Raw genomic sequence first — 17,273 nt, 5'->3', positions numbered from 1 at the left:
ATAAATTATTGAACCGCAAAGGTAGTAAATTAATAGCTTAATAAATCTTATTTAATGTTTATTAATTAGCATTGAAGCTTTGTAAAGGTTTTAAATGATAGTCGATTATAGAATTTACCTTGTTTTATTGTATTTTTTAGGTCTAAAACTTTTGTATTCATATTAAATACCATAATTTTAAAGCAAAATATTAAAAAATGGGAGAAGAAGATATTCAATTGGTATTAGATGAAGCCAAAGAAGGTATGTTAAAAGCATTAAAACATTTAGAGTTTGAATTGCAAAAAATAAGAGCAGGTAAAGCAAGTCCAGATATGCTACAAGGTATGATGGTACAATACTACGGAATGCCAACACCAATACAACAAGTAGCGAGTGTTAAATTGCTAGACGCTAGAACCTTAATTGTTACACCATTTGAAAAAAATATTATTGGAGAAATAGAAAAAGCTATTTTTCAGTCGAATATAGGTATTACACCACAAAATGACGGAGAAAATATTCGTTTGTCAATTCCACCAATGACAGAAGAAAGAAGACGCGACTTAGTAAAACAAAGTAAGCAATATGGTGAGGAATCTAAAGTTGGTATTAGAAACTCAAGAAAAGATGCTAATGAAATGATTAAAGACTTGGTTAAAGATGGTTTATCGGAAGATGCTGGAAAAAATGCGGAAGCAGATATTCAGAATTTGACTAAACAATATTCTGACAAGGTAGAAGCAATGCTTAAGACCAAAGAAGAAGAAATAATGGCAATATAAAAACTAAAAATATAAACTATGAAAACAAATATAGTAGGTTGGTTTGAAATTCCAGTGGTAGATATGGACAGAGCCGTTGCTTTTTATTCGGCAGTTTTTGGATTTGAATTACAAGCACAACAATTTGGCGAAGAAATTATGGCTTGGTTTCCTTATGAAGAAGGAAAAGAAGGTGCTAGTGGCACTTTGTTATACCATAAAGAAAAATATACGCCAAGCGAACAAGGTGTTGTTGTTTATTTTTCTGCATCAAGCGATGATTTGTCTAATGAATTATCTAGAGTAGTAAATGCTGGTGGAAAAATTATTCAAGAGAAAACTTTAATAGCAGAAGATTATGGTTACTATGCTTTAATTTTAGACACGGAAGGAAATAGAATTGGACTTCATTCTAAAAAATAATAAACTATGAAATATACTTTTATTGCTATTTTGTTTTTAGTAATTGCTTGTCAAACTAAGAAAGAAAATACAGCACAGACTTCAGAAAGTACGGCTACTACAGTAGTAAATGATTCTATTGCAAAAGGCAAGCAACAAATACAAATTATTAGAGATTCTATTGGTGCTAATTTACAAAACGCTATAGAAAATGGTGGTACTGCTAGTGCAATAGCTTTTTGTAATATAGAAGCCAATAATATTGTTGAGGCGACTTCTGGTGATTTTAAAGGAAAAATTAAACGCGTAAGCGATAAACCAAGAAATCCGAATAACCAAGCAAGCGAAGCTGAGTTGGCTTTTATACAAGCATGTAAAGACAGCTTAAATAATGCTACGATGCCAAAACCTAAAATGCATTATGTAGATGATAAAGCATTTGCTTACTATCCTATTGTAACGAATAATATGTGTATGCAATGTCATGGAACACCAATGAAAGACATACCAGCAGATGTTGTAAGTGTTTTACAAGAAAAGTATCCGAATGACAAAGCGATTAACTACAAACCACAAGCAATAAGAGGTTTATTTGTAGTAGAGTTTTAAAATAGAAGCGTTAAAATTTAACGCCTAAACCTATTTTAGCACCAACATTAAAAGCACCATCGTTAAATTTATTTTTATACGAATAATTACTATCTTTAATTTTACTAGTTTCTCTCATGTATGATGCTTTGAATGGCACAGAAAAATCTAAAAAGAATTTATTTTTTGTATACTGAAATCCTGGTGCAATTCCTGCTTGTATAGTGAATAAATTATTTACAACTTTATAATTTATATTGTAGAGTGCTAAATTATTATTTGAATGAGAAGCACCTATGCCTGCTATAAATGATATAAATGGTTTAATATTGGTGGCTTTGTTTTTTAGAAAAACTATTCTATAACCATAGTTAAGCATAAACTCATTAGCACTTAATTCTCTTCTTGTATTGATAGCACTATTGTAGGATAAGCCAAATTCGTGTACATTTTGTTTTTGGTTGATTAGTAAGAAACCAATTTCTGGTGATAAGTTAAATTGGTCGTAAGAATGATAGGTGAAACCGATATTCCCTTTTAGAACTTTTTCAAACTTTTTGTTTGTTGTTTCGTTGCTTGTTTCTTGTGCAAATGTTGAAAAGGTAAAAGAAATAACAGTTAGAGTAAGTAGAATTGTCTTTTTCATATAATATAAATTTGTTTGGTCAAATATATATTACATTGTTTTTATTGTGTAATCAATAACATGAATGTGCTTTAATATTTAAATTTATTATGTTAAAAATACTGTCAATTAACAAATATTAATTATTTTTTTAACAACATATACTCTTTTATGCTGTTTGTTTTGGTTTGCACTATTTGCATAAGTGATAGTAGTGGAAAGCCCACAGCGACGAAAGGAGCGAGGACTTGTAACGGATAGCACGACCGTAACGCAGTGGAGGTTATGCCATAAAAAAACATCAAGTGATAATACTTGTTGTGGCGAAAAATTGTCATTGGTTATTGGTGGCTTTACACATTCTTTTTTACTAAGCAAGCTGTTTGGTTGGTTGGTATTAAAACACCTTCTTCGCCATTGGTAATTTCTGCTGCGTTGCCTTCGTCTGTATCTATGTGCATTTCTAATTTAAACTTATCAGATACTCGTATAATTACATTGTGAAAGGTTAATGCTCTGCTTTCATCATTAATATCTACACTTACTACATCTTGGTCTTTTACGCCAAATGCTTTTGCATCGTCTGGATGCATGTGTATATGTCGCCATGCACAAATTAAACCTTCTTTTATTTTTACTTTTCCTTTTGGTCCTTCTAATGTAATTCCAGGTGTATTTTCGGTATGTCCACTTTCTCTAACAGGTGCATCTATACCTAAAAAGAATTCATCTGTTCTAGAAATTTCTACTTGGTCTTTACTTCTTAATGGACCTAAGATTCGTACATTTTCTATATTATTTTTTACACCAATTAAAGTTACGGTTTCATTAGCTGCAAATTGTCTAGGTTGCGACAATGGTTTTTTTACAGTCAGTTCATAATCTTTACCATATAAAATATCGAGTGTTGCTCTAGTTAAATGTACATGTCTTGCAGAAATGGCAATAGGAATAGATAAGTTGTTGTTTACTTTATTTTTTTCGTTAACGATTTTACTCGCTTCTTCTGCAATTGCCAATTCTTCGTCTGTAGCAATCACTAATATCTTTACTTTTGAGTTGATGGCTTCTATCTCAATTACCTTTTGTTGGTTGCTTAATTTGGCATCGCAGTTTTTATCTTCATCTATTATAATACCAATGAAACCAAGTTGCTCGCAAACTCTATGTCTAATTTCTTTAGCATTTTCGCCAATACCACCAGTAAAAATTAATACATCTAAACCACCCATTATGGCTGCGTAAGCTCCAATATATTTTTTTAATCGATGTGAAAATACTTGTATGGCTTTTCTACAATTATCATCTCCATTTTGTGCAGCATCTAAAATGGCTTTCATATTATTGCTTAAATTTGACAAACCTTTTAAACCACTTTCTTTATATACTATATCTTCTAATTCTTTTATGCTGATGTTTTCTTGCTGTGCTAGATAGAATAAAATTCCAGCATCAATATCACCACTTCTAGTTCCCATTACCAAACCTTCTAAAGCTGTAAAGCCCATTGAAGTTTCTACAGAACGACCATATTCTACGGCACAAGCACTTGCACCATTTCCAAGATGACAAGAAATCATTCGCAAACCTTTAATATCCATGTTCAAGAATTTGGCAGCTTGTTCCGAAACATATTTGTGACTCGTACCATGAAATCCGTATCTATAAATTTGATATTTTTCTACCAATGAAGTTGGCAATGCATACTGTTTAGCTCTGTTAGGCAAACTCTGATGAAAAGCAGTATCGAACACTGCAACATGTATTAAATCTGGAAATATTTGTTTAGCAATTTTAATGCCTTCTAAATTTACAGGATTATGTAATGGTGCTAATGGAATTAAAGATTCGATAGTTGCTTCTACAGTTTCATCTATTATTGTAGGTTGAAAATATTTAGTGCCACCATGTACTACTCTATGTCCAACACCTAGAATATTAATATTTTCTCGTTTTGTAATAGTTTTAATACAAAATTGTAATATATTAGAATAATCATTTTCATTACAATCTATTTCCTGATTATTGATAGCAATATTAAATTCTATATTGCCAATATGATTAGCATTTAATTGATGAATAGCTGTTTTAGTATAAGTATCAATAATTTCTAATTTTATAGAAGAACTACCACAATTCACTACCAATATTTGCATTTTCTTAATTTTTTCACAAAAGTAAGGATTTATGAATCAAATTTTCTATAAAAATATCACCATTTATGGGTATATATCCTTATATTAGTATCCTAGAGATATGTTTAACAGAATTTATATATTATTTTTATTATTAATGATATTTTCATCAGGATATGCCTTCAAAATCAATCCAAAAAATATTGAAATTATTAGAGATAATTGGGGTGTACCACATATTTATGCACCTACAGATGAAGAAGTAGCTTATGGTTTAGCTTGGGCTACTGCAGAAGATGACTTTACTTCTATGCAAGAAAACTTTTTAACGGCTAGAGGCAGATTGGCAGAAGTAAAAGGAAAAGATGGTGCCATTATGGATTTTGTAGCTGCGGTTTTAGGTTCAAAAGAGATAGTCAATAAATACTATAATAAACATACTTTTACACCAAAGTTTCAAGCTGTTTTAGAAGCATATGTACAAGGTGTTAATGACTATATTAAAGCTTTTCCAGAAAAATTGTGGCTCAAAGATATGGGAAAAGTTACAGTTCAAGATATTTTAATTGGACATACTTTAGGTATGGCACTTATGACCAATGTGCCATATAATATATTAAAAATCACTAATGGTACTATGGGCAATGCTCAACATCTTTTTTCGGATAAAGGTTCAAATGGCTTTGCATTAAATAGTAATAAAACTGTTGATGGAAGTACTTATTTGGCAATTAATTCTCATCAACCATTGGCTGGACCTTATTCTTGGTACGAAGCACATTTACATTCTGATGAAGGTTGGGATTGTATAGGTGGAACTTTTCCTGGTGGTGCAACTATTTTTCATGGTGTCAATAAAAATTTAGCTTGGGCTCATACCGTAAGTTTTGCAGATATGGACGATGTGTACGAATTAACAATGCATCCTAGAAAAAAGAATCATTATTTATTTAATGGAAGATGGTTAGAACTCAAAGAGAAAGTCTGTAAAATGAAAGTAAAGATTTTCTGGTTTATTAAAATTCCAGTGAAGAAAAAATACTACGAAAGTGTTTATGGTCCAACACTAGAATATAAAGGCAAATATTATTCGATGAGATTTCCTGCTGCTTATGGTATTAAAGCACCAGAGCAATGGTATCAAATGAATAAAGCACAAAACTTTAATGAATTTAAAAAAATAATACAACAACAATATATAACGGGTTTAAATATTATTTATGCAGACAATAATGACAATATTTACTATTTAGATAATGCTAAGTTTCCGTATAGAGATAAAAAATATAATTGGTGGAAAGTTTTACCTGGAGATACTGCTGCTACACTTTGGAACGAAAAAAAATATTATCCATTTGAAAGTCTAGTACATATAGAAAATCCAAAATGTGGTTTTGTGTTTAATACCAATGGAACGCCATATTTAGCAACAGGAAAAGATGATAATGTGTCTAAAGAAAAATCTATAGTGAAAGAGTATTATTTCCCATATAAAAACAACAGAAGTATTCAATTAAATTATTTATTAAACAAATATGATAAAATAGATTATAAAACATTTAAAGCAATAAAATACAATCAATCCTATCACAATCCAGCGTATACTTATGTATTTGCTAATATGGAACAAATGTTACAACTCAATCCAAAAAAATATCCAGATATTGCAGATGCCATTGAAGTACTTAAAAAATGGAATAGAGATGCTGCTATTGATAATGAACAAGCTGGTTTAGTTGCAATAATTAACTATTACTACATAGAAAAATTAATAGAAACAGGAAATTTACCAAGCACTCAAGTTAAAGCCAATGAATGGTTTCTAGTCGATTTAGTTAAAACAGCTAAAAAACATATGCTCAAACATTTTGGTAGTTTAGAAGTTCCTTTAGGTGATGTACAGAAATTAGTAAGAGGCAACAAAGCACTACCTGTTTCAGGAATTCCAGATGTAATTGCTGCCATGCAATGTTCAAAATATAAAAAAGGAATGTTAAAAGCAGATGTTGGCGATTCCTACATTTTATTAGTACAGTTTGAAAAAAATAAAGCACCAATTTTAGAAAGTATCAATGCTTATGGTGCGTCTAATGTAGAAGGCAATAAACACTACGATGATCAAATGGATTTATTTGTGCAGCAACAACTAAAACCAATAAGCATGGACAAAGCGACTATTCTAAAAACTGCCGAGAAAGTATATCATCCAATGATAAAATAATTTTGTCTTTGCGAGGAAGAATGACGAAGCAATCTATTATTATCTTACCAACTATTTTCACTTGACAGCTTGAATTATTAGACCTCTTTTGTAATAGATTTAGGTATAAGTTCTCTTGCTTTTTCTTTTATTCATAGCAGAAGTCTCTCGTAAGAGGACTCTGCGATAAGTTTAAAATGACTAAAAAATAAAGTAGACTTGTTGCTGAATTTATTTCAGCATCTTTTTATTTGCTACCTCAAGTATTTTCACTTGACAATTTAAACTCCTGACAATTCAAAAAAATAACCTTTGTATAGTCATATATTAATGCATTTCGTTTACATTTGATACTATGGAAAAATTATCAACCGATTTAGGTGTAGTACAAGAAACATTATTATTACCATTAATGGCAAGAGCTAAAGATGCTACAAGCAAGCATCCAATATTAAATGATAAAAAAGCATTGGCATTATCACAGCAAATAGATACCGACTTTGATAAATACTATAAATATATGAAAAAAACAGGCATGATTGGTTTGTGTGAACGAGCTTTAATCATGGACAACAAAGTCAAACAGTTTATGCAACAACATCCAAAAGGAAAAATTTTAAACATTGGCGTTGGATTAGAAACGGCATACTATCGTTTAAATCAACCAAAGTACGAATGGTACGATTTAGACTTACCAGACGCTATGGAATTAAGAGCAGAGCTATTGCCAATTCCAAATGAATATGTTACCTATATCTACAAATCTATGTTTGATTTTTCTTGGATGTATGATATAGGAGACATTGATGATGGATTACTCATAACAGTTCCTGGTGTTTTTATGTATTTTGATGAAGGGAAAGTAAGTGCTTTTTTTAGAACCATAGCTTCACGATTAACAGGTGCTCATATTGTGTTTGATGTGGTTTCTAACATGGGCGGATTTTTTATTGGCAGACAAGTACAAATGGCAGGCATGAAAAATGCTACAATGGATTGGGGTGTTATGCAGCCAAAAGATATTGAAAAATGGTCTAATCATATAAAATTTGTAGAAGCAATACCTTATTTTAAAAACACTAAAAATTACGATATTAATATTTTATTGAAAGCGTTACTGTCTACAAATCAATACTTTGACATATCACAAGTATTTCATTTTCAATTTGTTTAAGCTAAAAGTGGATAACTTTTCTTGCAAATTTTAACTTATCCAAATAAATTTATCCAAATTTTATATTATGAAAAAATATTTAGCTGAGTTAATCGGCACATTTGGATTAGTTTTATTTGGTTGTGGAGCAGCCGTTATTGCTGGTGTCAACAACGATACTGGTCCATCAGGAATTGGTTTATTAGGTATTGCCATTGCCTTCGGTTTTTCTGTAGTAGCTATGGCTTATGCTATTGGTGGCATTTCTGGTTGTCATATCAATCCTGCAATTTCAATTGCTATGTTGGTTTCTGGTAAACTTAATGCAAAAGATACAGTTGGTTACATTGTAGCTCAATGTATTGGTGCTGTTTTAGCAACTGCGGTTCTATATGCCATACTTTCAGGTCACTCTGCTTATACAGGTTTAGGCGATTGGGCTTTAGGTGCAAATGGTTGGGGAAAAGGTTACTTAGGTAGCGAAGTAAATTACTTTAATATTACTAGTGCTTTTTTAACAGAAGCTGTTATGACCTTTGTATTCTTATTCGTAATTTTTGCTACTACATCAAAATTTGGTAACGGAACAATGGCTGGCTTAGCAATTGGTGTAACTTTAATGTTGATTCACTTACTATCGATTAGAGTAACAGGAACATCTGTAAATCCAGCTAGAAGTTTAGGCCCAGCAATTTTTGCAGGAGGTGTAGCAATACAACAATTATGGCTATTTATAGTAGCACCAATAACTGGAGCAGTTTTATCTGCATTAGTTTGGAAATTTGGTTTCGAAGAAGCAGAAGCATAATTATATAGATATTAGACTTCTAGATACTAGACATTTCTCAACCTACTTTAGTCTAATATTTAGACAAAACATGATTAAAAGCACAAGGTAACTCTTGTGCTTTTTTAATTAATAGAGAAAGCTATTAAGCATTAAAAAAAACATGGATTAATATAGTAATTGGTCAAGAATCATTCGTTATATTATAATTTTTAATAATGTATTTTATTGCCTAAATAATATAACTTAATCTTATGTTAATACAAAACAAGTGCTTTACTTACAACCATAAATTAGATTTGCCTTTCTTTTAGATTGCGTTTTAATTTTTAAAGAAGAATAACAGAATAAAAAATAATTTAATATGTTTAATAAATTCTTATTTTTATTAGCATCTTTTTGCTTTATCACTCAGATAAAAGCACAAGACTTAACAACTTTTAATTGTCCTACAATGTTATCATTGATAAATGAAGGACCAAGCAATGCTAATAATCCATCATATATTAGTGTTGTAAATGCTACCTCTGGAGCATTAGATACTCAAATTGCAGTAGTAGATACTACTTCAAAATTGGTAATAAATAATCTAAATGCTTTAGCTTTATTAAGTACAAACGGTTACGCTTATGCTCAATTAAACGCCATTTTAAGTCCAGAACTTATATTGTCTCAAGTCTTTTTAGGCAGTTCTTTTACAGTTACTTCAAACTTAATTCAGATTGGTAGTAATGGAGCAGCTGTTAATTTAGGAACAATTGATCTACCAAATAATTCAGCATTTAATTTGCATAGAATATTAGGTTTCTTAGGAACAGCAGATAATAATGGTAATTATATTGTAATGGCTGCCGAAGTACATGTATCTCCTCCTAGCACTATTGATACTATAGCTTTATATATTGGTAAAGTCGCTATTCCAAGTTTATCTGTAACATGGAATGCTATTACTTTCGATGCTACTTGTACTCAATTTCAAGATGCATTAACACAAACTTTAATATCAGGAGGTGAAGGTGGTGCTCAAGATATGGTATGGGAGCCAAGTACTGGAAATATTTTATTTTATAGTGGTGTAGACCAAATATTAGGCGTAATTGATACAGACTATAATGGTAGATGTTATGAAGCTTCAGAAAATGCAACACCAACTTACAATTTAGGTGGCTTAGCTCTAGATAGTGTAGGTCAGTTTATCGCATTAGAAGTTCAAACAGGAAAAGTATATAGAATAGATACAAGAGGTTGCACTGATGGAAATCCAGGAACACCTTGTATGAGTGGAATGGCTGAAATAAACAGTTATACTATTAATGGCAATAGCGACACAAGAGGCGATTTAGCAAGTTGTATTACTACTTGCGTTGGCCCAGAACTTATATTAAATGATACTTTCGTTTGTAGCACAGATTCAGTAACACTTGCACCAATCGTAACTGGCGAAGCTCCTTTCACTTATCAATGGGGTGTTTATGCTACTGATGGAAGTATACTTACCAATGCTGCAACAGCAAATGCTACATTTTCAAATTCAACAAAAGGAACTTATTGGGTTTACCTAACCGTAACCAATGCAACAGGTTGTCAAACTACAGATTCTATGCAAGTTGTAGTAAACGATTGTAGTTGTAGTACGCTAATTGCTTCTACAGATACTATAATAGAATGTACTAATCCAACAGATAATTCTGCTACATTTTGTTTACCTATATCTTTAAATGATACAATGAATTATAATATTTCATTAGATGATGAAATTTATAATGGAACACTAGATTTATGTGGCGAAACTTTAGTTGGCGGAAACTTAAACTTTGGTTCAACAGTTTATCAAGATGATGAAATGCATACGCTAATTTGGTTTAGATTAAATGATTCTACTAAAGTTGGTCAAAACATTCAGTTTACTACTTTAGATTCTCTAGTAACTATTTTAAATGATAACGATCCAAATAATGGTTGGTATAGAAATGGACTATATTTGTATAGTACTAATACAGATGCAGCATACGATACAGATTCTTCAATTTATATTTTGAATAACGATCAAGGTGCAACTTATACTTATATAAACTATAACTATTCAGTAGCATATAATGGAGTTAGTATGGTAATACCATCTGGTTGTCACACTGTTAAATTAGAAGATAGAGAAACCGAATGCATCGATTCTATTAATATATGTGTTGCTTGTACAATAGTAGATACTACAGAAAAAACAATTACAGCAGGAACACTAGATACTACTTGTACTAAATTACCAGTTGGAGATAATGTGCTAGTAGAATCTTGTGATGGAGAATTACAAGGCACTGCTGACTTTGGCACTTGGAGCATCGTAGATAATTGCTTACAATACCAAGCAGGAAACCTAGCAGGTAGCGATACACTTTGTGTAAGTGCTTGTGATACTGTTTTGCATATATGTACACAAACAACAGTGATTATTCATATAAAACCATATACACCAGATACATTATATGATGTTGTACTTGTAAATGATTCTATAATAGAATGTAATTTCGGATTGCCAATTGGTACAGGTTTAACTTACTCTGATTGCGATGACAACACCACAGCAACTGCAAATTATGGTTCTTGGTATATTAATGACGATAATTGCTTAGTATATAATGCAGATGATGCTAAAGGAAATGATACTATTTGCATAAAAGTTTGTAATAGCGATAATGAGTGTAGAAATACAATTGTAATTGTAACTGTTCTAGGAACACCACCAATTGCTATCAATAATGATACAGTAAGTACAGGCAATACGGTAAGCATTCCAATCTTAAATAACGATATTAAAACCGAAGACGATGCTATTGCATTATGTGGAGGTACAGATGGTATTATTACCAATCCAACTAATGGAACAGCAGTTGTTAATGGAAACAATATAGACTATACACCTAATTATGGATATATAGGAATTGATAGTATACAATATGCTATTTGTGATGACGATGGTGCAGATACAGCTTGGGTATACATTACAGTAGATTATTGTGATATACCAAATACTTTCTCTCCAGATGGAAATGGCAAAAACGATTTATTTGAAATTCCTTGTATAGTAGAAAATCAAGCAGTTCAATTCTGTGTATATAACCGTTGGGGAATTGAAGTATATAAAAATAGCAATTACGATAACTCATGGGATGGTACTTACAAAGGAGATAATCTGCCAGACGGTACTTATTACTACGCATTAAAGTATACCAATGCTTTAGGTGCTGTTATTGATAGAGCTGGTTTCATTGTTATTCATAGAGGAAATTAATTTTAAAATTATAAAGTTATAATATGTTCACAATTAATAAATTAAAAAGTGCATTATTAATACTGTTTTGTTGTACTGTAGTATTTATGGTTCAAGCACAACAAGAACCACAATACACGCAGTTCATGTATAATAAATTGCCAATTAATGCTGGCTATACAGGAGCAAGAGGTGCATTAAGTTTGAGAGCATTGTATAGAACACAATGGGTAAAAATAGATGGTGCACCACAAACAGCTTCCTTTAGTATTCATAGTCCACTTAAAAAAGAAAACAGTGCTTTAGGTTTGTTTGTAGTAAACGATAGGTTAGGTGTTACCAACCAAACTTGGATAGATGCATCTTATGCTTATAGAATTAAATTGTCAGAAAAAATAAAATTATCTATTGGTATTAATGCAGGACTTCAAATTTACAAAAGCAACTTAAGCGAATTAAACAGAGCAGATCAAACAGATGAGGCATATGCACAAAATGTAAGTAGAATTTTACCAGATGTTGGTGCTGGATTGTACTTATATCATCCAAAATTTTATGTAGGCGTTTCTGTTCCAAACTTTATAAAATCTACTTTGTACAATAAAGAACAAGCAAGTTTAATTGCTAAAGATTCTATTGCTCAAAGAACACCACATTTGTTTACAATGGCTGGTGGTGTTATTCCAGTTACTGGCGGATTTAAAATTCGTCCTCAAGTAATGGGAAAATACATTATCAATAAAGAACAAAAAATTCCTTTTGAAATGGATTTTAATTTAAGCTTTTTAATTATTGATAGAATTAATATTGGTGGAACATATAGAACTGCTTTCCATAAAAAGAAAACAGGTTTAGAAAATCACGATAGCTTTGACTTTAATTTAGAAGTATGGCCAACTAAACAATTGATGATTGGTTATGCCTACGATTATACACTGTCTAAATTACAAGACTATAACAAAGGAACACACGAAATTATTTTAGGATACGATGTATTCAGAAAAGAAGATAAAATTAGAACACCAAGATATTTCTAAATATAAAAAAATAATACAAAATGAAAATATATAATATATTATTGTTGATTTTTCTTTTAGTAGCTGGATTTAATCAGCTGCAAGCACAAGAAGAAGAAGGTGGATGGATTGAAGAATCTTGGTTAGGTGGAAAGAAAAATGCTGAAAACTTATATGAAAAATTAGCTTATTATGACGCTATTCCATTGTACGAAAAACTTTTGAAAAAACAAGACGACAATGTTTTAATGGCTCACTTAGCAGATTGCTATAAAAATACAAGCAATTACGAAAAAGCTTATGAATGGTATAACAAAGCAGTACAAAGTGGAAATACCGATCCAAAATATACTTTGGCTTTAGCACAAGCGGCTCAATCTTTAGGTAAATTAGAAGAAGCATCTAATGCCTATAAAAATTATATTCAAACAGAAAATAGCGAGTTAGCTCAAAACCAAATTGATGCAATTAAAAATAATAATAAATTTTATGTTAATAAAGATAGATATAATTTAACTAATCTAGACTTTAATACCAAGACTTATGATTTTTCACCAGTGTATCATAATGACCATTTAATTTATGCTTCGTCAAGAGATCAAGAAAAAGCAATTGGTAGAGAACACAGCTGGATTGGTACTACATTCTTTGATTTATATAGTGCTAAAGGTGATTCAATTCAGTTTGAAAAAAATCCAGATGTAATTAAAAAAGATGCTGAAACAAAATTTCATGATGCAGTACCAACTTTTTCACCAGATGGAACCGTTTATTTGACAAGAAATAATTACTTCGACAAAAAGAAAGGCAAAGATGAGCAAGGTGTAACTGATTTAAAAATATATCAAGCAACTGTAGAAAGCACTAACAAATGGGTAGACGAGAAAGAGTTTCCATACAATAATGATAATTATAGTGTAGGTCATCCTGCATTAACACCAGACGGACAAACCATGTATTTTGTAAGCGATATGCCTGGTGGTCATGGTGGTGCAGACTTATATGTTACACATAAAGAAGGAAGTTCTTGGTCGCAACCTAAAAATTTAGATGGATTAAATACAGATGGTAACGAAATGTTTCCTTATGTTGATGAAGATGGAAACTTATACTTTGCTAGTAATGGTTGGCCAGGTTTAGGTGGATTAGATATCTTTAAAGTAATGAGTGGTGCTACTTCAAATCCTACAAATATTGGTGCTCCAATTAATAGTACTTATGATGATTTTGGTTTAACATTCGGAAAAAATAAATCTTACGGTTATTTTACATCAAACAGACCAGAAGGAAAAGGTTTAGATGATATTTGGTCGTTTACAGATAATGGCATTAACTTAGAAGGTATTGTAGTAGATGCAAAAACAGGTGAGCCAATTTGCAACTCAAGCGTAGCTATGTTACAAAATAGTAGCGTAGTGGCTGGTTCTGATACAAAGTGCGATGGCTATTTTACTTATCCAGTGGCTATTAATAGAGACTATTGTTTTAATGCAAGTGCAGAAGGTTATGCTACGAATAACTCAGTTTGTGCTTCTACAAAAAATGTTCAACCAGGACAAACTGTTAAAGTAAGAATTCCTTTAACTAAAAAAGAAGAAACGGGTTTGTTAGTTCAAGTAGTTGAAAAAGGAACACAAAAAGTAATTGAAAATGCTAAAGTAAGTATTAAAAATAACTGTTCGGAAAGAACATATAACGGTACTAGTAATGCACAAGGAGAGCAATGTTTTATTGTTGAATGTGGTTGCGAATATTTAATTGTAGCTGTAGCAGAAGGTTACAAAACAGTAGATACTAAAACATCTTCATTAGAAAAATGCAATCAAATAGTAAGTTGTGGAAATCCTAATGTAACTAGAGTAGTTGTTGAATTAGAAAAAGACAGTAGCAATATTGTTGATGCTAATAATGGTGTCGATGGTGGAACTATTGAATTGAAAGATATTTACTACGATTTTGATAAATGGAATATCAGACCAGAAAGTGAAGTACAACTTAATAAATTACTAGGATTCTTGAAAGAAAATCCAAGTACTATTGTAGAAATTGGTTCACATACCGACTCAAGAGCTTCTTATGAATACAACATTGCTTTATCACAAAAAAGAGCTCAAAGTGTAGTGAATTGGTTAATTTCAAAAGGCATTCCAGCTAGTCGTTTAAAAGCAAAAGGTTATGGCGAAACACAACCTAGAAATAATTGTACCGATGGCGTTCCTTGTAGTGAGTATGAACACCAAAGAAATAGAAGAACAGAGTTTAGAGTAATTGGCGGTTCTTACGATATTAAATCTCTAGAAAGATTTGATATGCAAATTGATCCATGTAGAGACTGTCCATTCTAATTGAACAAAAACTAAATAATATAACTCAGGTTAATATAATTCAAAACACCTACTAAAAAAGTAGGTGTTTTTTTTATGGAGGTTAGTTTTGGTTTGCACTATTTGCATAAGTGATAGTAGTGGAAAGCCCACAGCGACGAAAGGAGCGAGGACTTGTAACGGATAGCACGACCGAAACGCAGTGGAGGTTATGCCATAAAAAAATATTATCAAGTGTTTTCACTTGTTGTGGCGAAAAATCTAACAATCTTGAATCTAACAATCTACTACACTATCATTCCAGCTGCTACGGTTTCGTTGGTAGCTTCGTCTATTAAAATAACACTTCCTGTAATTCTATTTTTTCTATAATCGTCGTAGAATAATGGTGTAGTCGTTCTAATGCTAACTTTACCTATATCATTTAAATTAATAGTACTGTCGCCTTCTACTTTTTGTAGTGTATCGATGTTTAATTTATAAATAACTTCTTTAATCATACATCTACATTCTTTACTTGTATGTTTTAAAACATATTTTCCTCTTGGTGTTAATGGTTTTTCGTTCATCCAACAAACCATAATGTCTAAGTCTTGAGCAATTTCTGGTAAGTTGTTTTCTTTTACAATCATATCGCCACGAGAAATATCAATTTCATCTTCTAGTACAATAGACACCGATTGTGGTGCAAATGTTTCGTCTAAATCGCCATCTAAAGTTTTAATTGCTTTAATGGTAGAAGTAAAACCAGAAGGCAATGCTTTTACTTTGTCGCCAACTCTAAAAATTCCGCCAGCAACTCTTCCTGCATATGCTCTATAATCGTGATATTCTGTTTTCATTGGTCTGATAACATACTGCACTGGAAATCTTGCATCAATATGATTTAAGTCTGAACCTATATGTATATTTTCTAAGAGATACAATAAAGTTGGTCCGTTATACCATTTCATATTTTCAGAACGATTCACTACATTATCACCCATTAAAGCTGAAATAGGAATAAAGTGTACATCTTGAACATCTAGTTTTGCAGCAAAAGCTTTGTACTCGTGTGCAATTTTATTGAAAGTAGCTTCGTCCCAATCTACTAAATCCATTTTATTAACACAAACAACTATGTGCGGAATTTGTAGCAATGATGCAATGAATGAATGACGATAAGTCTGTTCTATAATGCCTTTTCTTGCATCGACTAAAATGATAGCTAAGTTGGCAGTTGAAGCACCTGTAACCATATTTCTAGTGTACTGAATATGACCTGGTGTATCTGCAATAATAAATTTTCTTTTTGGTGTAGAGAAATATCGATAGGCAACATCAATAGTAATGCCTTGTTCTCTCTCTGCTCTCAAACCATCGGTAAGCAAAGCTAAGTTGACATACTCTTCGCCTCTTTTTTGCGAAGCTGTTTCTATTTGCTCCATTTGGTCTTGAAAGATAGACTTGCTATCGTATAAAAGTCTTCCTATTAGTGTAGATTTACCATCGTCAACACTACCAGCAGTAGTAAAACGAAGTAGTTCCATATCTAAATAAGCTTCTTGGTCGAAGTTGTCATTTGTCATTTGTGTATTAGTCATTTGTTATTTGTTTTTTAGTCATTTGTCAATAGACATTAGTCATTGGTAAGTTTGTGTGATTAGTTACTTATCATTGGTTTTGCCTATTGATTTGATATATCCATTTAAAAGTTTTCCAATGTCGTTTATGTCATTCATTAAATTATTAAAATTTTCATTAGTAATAATTTTTCTATTTTCTAATTTATTTAGCCAGTCTTTTGTTTCGTATAATGAACCTCTTGCGTAGAAACAAAATTGTTTATTTTCTTTATAAGAAAACCTTCCATATCCTTCTGCAATATTGGCACTTATAGAGTCTGCTGCTCTTGATAGTTGTCTTCCAATAGTATTTTTTTCAAAGTTATCTAGCATAATTACTATTTCCCAAATTTTATTTGATAATTCATAAGCTTTTTTATATGCCATTAATTCTTCTAACTCCATTCTTTAAATCCTAATTACTACTGACT

At 31.3% G+C, this 17,273-nt stretch carries 13 protein-coding genes; 9 read left to right on the top strand and 4 right to left on the bottom strand.

Translation table 11 applies throughout. The annotated features are described in order from the left end of the window. Nucleotides 1-197 precede the first annotated feature (197 nt). The 3 genes from frr to H6553_10270 are packed head-to-tail and all read left to right on the top strand — an operon-like array spanning nucleotide 198 to nucleotide 1,754. Nucleotides 198-764, top strand: coding sequence for a ribosome recycling factor (gene frr, locus H6553_10280; protein MCB9034214.1), 567 nt, complete (start codon nucleotides 198-200; stop codon nucleotides 762-764). A gap of 18 nt (nucleotides 765-782) precedes the next feature. Continuing rightward, nucleotides 783-1,166, top strand: a complete 384-nt coding sequence (locus tag H6553_10275) for a VOC family protein (GenBank protein MCB9034213.1) — start codon at nucleotides 783-785, stop codon at nucleotides 1,164-1,166. Between the two features lie 6 nt (nucleotides 1,167-1,172). Beyond that, nucleotides 1,173-1,754: a DUF3365 domain-containing protein gene (locus tag H6553_10270; GenBank protein ID MCB9034212.1), complete on the top strand. Its 582-nt coding sequence runs from the start codon at nucleotides 1,173-1,175 to the stop codon at nucleotides 1,752-1,754. 10 nt (nucleotides 1,755-1,764) lie between these two features. Here the strand turns inward: H6553_10270 and H6553_10265 are convergent, their stop codons facing one another. Together H6553_10265 and H6553_10260 are read right to left on the bottom strand one after the other, a co-directional pair. After that, complete coding sequence (locus H6553_10265; protein ID MCB9034211.1) at nucleotides 1,765-2,379, bottom strand: hypothetical protein; 615 nt, start codon at nucleotides 2,377-2,379, stop codon at nucleotides 1,765-1,767. Nucleotides 2,380-2,711: 332 nt separating this feature from the next. Continuing rightward, a complete protein-coding gene (locus tag H6553_10260) occupies nucleotides 2,712-4,514 on the bottom strand; it encodes an acetate/propionate family kinase (GenBank protein ID MCB9034210.1) in 1,803 nt (600 codons plus the stop codon). Between the two features lie 100 nt (nucleotides 4,515-4,614). On the opposite strand from H6553_10260, the gene H6553_10255 reads away from it, so the two are divergent. The 6 genes from H6553_10255 (at nucleotide 4,615) to H6553_10230 (ending at nucleotide 15,259) form a co-directional block, all read left to right on the top strand. Continuing rightward, complete coding sequence (locus H6553_10255) at nucleotides 4,615-6,714, top strand: penicillin acylase family protein (protein MCB9034209.1); 2,100 nt, start codon at nucleotides 4,615-4,617, stop codon at nucleotides 6,712-6,714. A 334-nt stretch (nucleotides 6,715-7,048) separates the two neighbouring features. Then, nucleotides 7,049-7,867: a class I SAM-dependent methyltransferase gene (locus tag H6553_10250; GenBank protein MCB9034208.1), complete on the top strand. Its 819-nt coding sequence runs from the start codon at nucleotides 7,049-7,051 to the stop codon at nucleotides 7,865-7,867. A 67-nt stretch (nucleotides 7,868-7,934) separates the two neighbouring features. Continuing rightward, nucleotides 7,935-8,654, top strand: a complete 720-nt coding sequence (locus H6553_10245) for an MIP family channel protein (GenBank protein ID MCB9034207.1) — start codon at nucleotides 7,935-7,937, stop codon at nucleotides 8,652-8,654. Between the two features lie 433 nt (nucleotides 8,655-9,087). After that, a complete protein-coding gene (locus tag H6553_10240) occupies nucleotides 9,088-11,919 on the top strand; it encodes a gliding motility-associated C-terminal domain-containing protein (protein MCB9034206.1) in 2,832 nt (943 codons plus the stop codon). 23 nt (nucleotides 11,920-11,942) lie between these two features. Further along, the gene (locus tag H6553_10235; protein ID MCB9034205.1) at nucleotides 11,943-12,935 is read left to right on the top strand and encodes a type IX secretion system membrane protein PorP/SprF; all 993 of its coding nucleotides are present in this window, start codon (nucleotides 11,943-11,945) and stop codon (nucleotides 12,933-12,935) included. Nucleotides 12,936-12,955: 20 nt separating this feature from the next. Further along, nucleotides 12,956-15,259: an OmpA family protein gene (locus H6553_10230; protein ID MCB9034204.1), complete on the top strand. Its 2,304-nt coding sequence runs from the start codon at nucleotides 12,956-12,958 to the stop codon at nucleotides 15,257-15,259. Between the two features lie 266 nt (nucleotides 15,260-15,525). Here the strand turns inward: H6553_10230 and cysN are convergent, their stop codons facing one another. Continuing rightward, on the bottom strand, nucleotides 15,526-16,806 hold the full coding sequence (cysN, locus tag H6553_10225; GenBank protein MCB9034203.1) for a sulfate adenylyltransferase subunit CysN: 1,281 nt from the start codon (nucleotides 16,804-16,806) through the stop codon (nucleotides 15,526-15,528). A gap of 78 nt (nucleotides 16,807-16,884) precedes the next feature. After that, on the bottom strand, nucleotides 16,885-17,247 hold the full coding sequence (locus tag H6553_10220; GenBank protein ID MCB9034202.1) for a four helix bundle protein: 363 nt from the start codon (nucleotides 17,245-17,247) through the stop codon (nucleotides 16,885-16,887). Nucleotides 17,248-17,273 lie beyond the last annotated feature (26 nt).

The sequence above is a fragment of the Chitinophagales bacterium genome (genome assembly GCA_020636535.1).
Classification (GTDB): Bacteria; Bacteroidota; Bacteroidia; order Chitinophagales; family JADIYW01; genus JADJSS01.
This window is presented reverse-complemented; position numbering and strand designations above follow the sequence as displayed.

Excerpts from the sequence above, each read along its gene's own strand:
- frr (MCB9034214.1), top strand. The coding sequence starts at position 198 with ATGGGAGAAGAAGATATTCAATTGGTATTAGATGAAGCCAAAGAAGGT.
- H6553_10275 (MCB9034213.1), top strand. The coding sequence starts at position 783 with ATGAAAACAAATATAGTAGGTTGGTTTGAAATTCCAGTGGTAGATATG.
- H6553_10270 (MCB9034212.1), top strand. The coding sequence starts at position 1,173 with ATGAAATATACTTTTATTGCTATTTTGTTTTTAGTAATTGCTTGTCAA.
- H6553_10265 (MCB9034211.1), bottom strand. The coding sequence starts at position 2,379 with ATGAAAAAGACAATTCTACTTACTCTAACTGTTATTTCTTTTACCTTT.
- H6553_10260 (MCB9034210.1), bottom strand. The coding sequence starts at position 4,514 with ATGCAAATATTGGTAGTGAATTGTGGTAGTTCTTCTATAAAATTAGAA.
- H6553_10255 (MCB9034209.1), top strand. The coding sequence starts at position 4,615 with ATGTTTAACAGAATTTATATATTATTTTTATTATTAATGATATTTTCA.
- H6553_10250 (MCB9034208.1), top strand. The coding sequence starts at position 7,049 with ATGGAAAAATTATCAACCGATTTAGGTGTAGTACAAGAAACATTATTA.
- H6553_10245 (MCB9034207.1), top strand. The coding sequence starts at position 7,935 with ATGAAAAAATATTTAGCTGAGTTAATCGGCACATTTGGATTAGTTTTA.
- H6553_10240 (MCB9034206.1), top strand. The coding sequence starts at position 9,088 with ATGTTATCATTGATAAATGAAGGACCAAGCAATGCTAATAATCCATCA.
- H6553_10235 (MCB9034205.1), top strand. The coding sequence starts at position 11,943 with ATGTTCACAATTAATAAATTAAAAAGTGCATTATTAATACTGTTTTGT.
- H6553_10230 (MCB9034204.1), top strand. The coding sequence starts at position 12,956 with ATGAAAATATATAATATATTATTGTTGATTTTTCTTTTAGTAGCTGGA.
- cysN (MCB9034203.1), bottom strand. The coding sequence starts at position 16,806 with ATGACAAATGACAACTTCGACCAAGAAGCTTATTTAGATATGGAACTA.
- H6553_10220 (MCB9034202.1), bottom strand. The coding sequence starts at position 17,247 with ATGGAGTTAGAAGAATTAATGGCATATAAAAAAGCTTATGAATTATCA.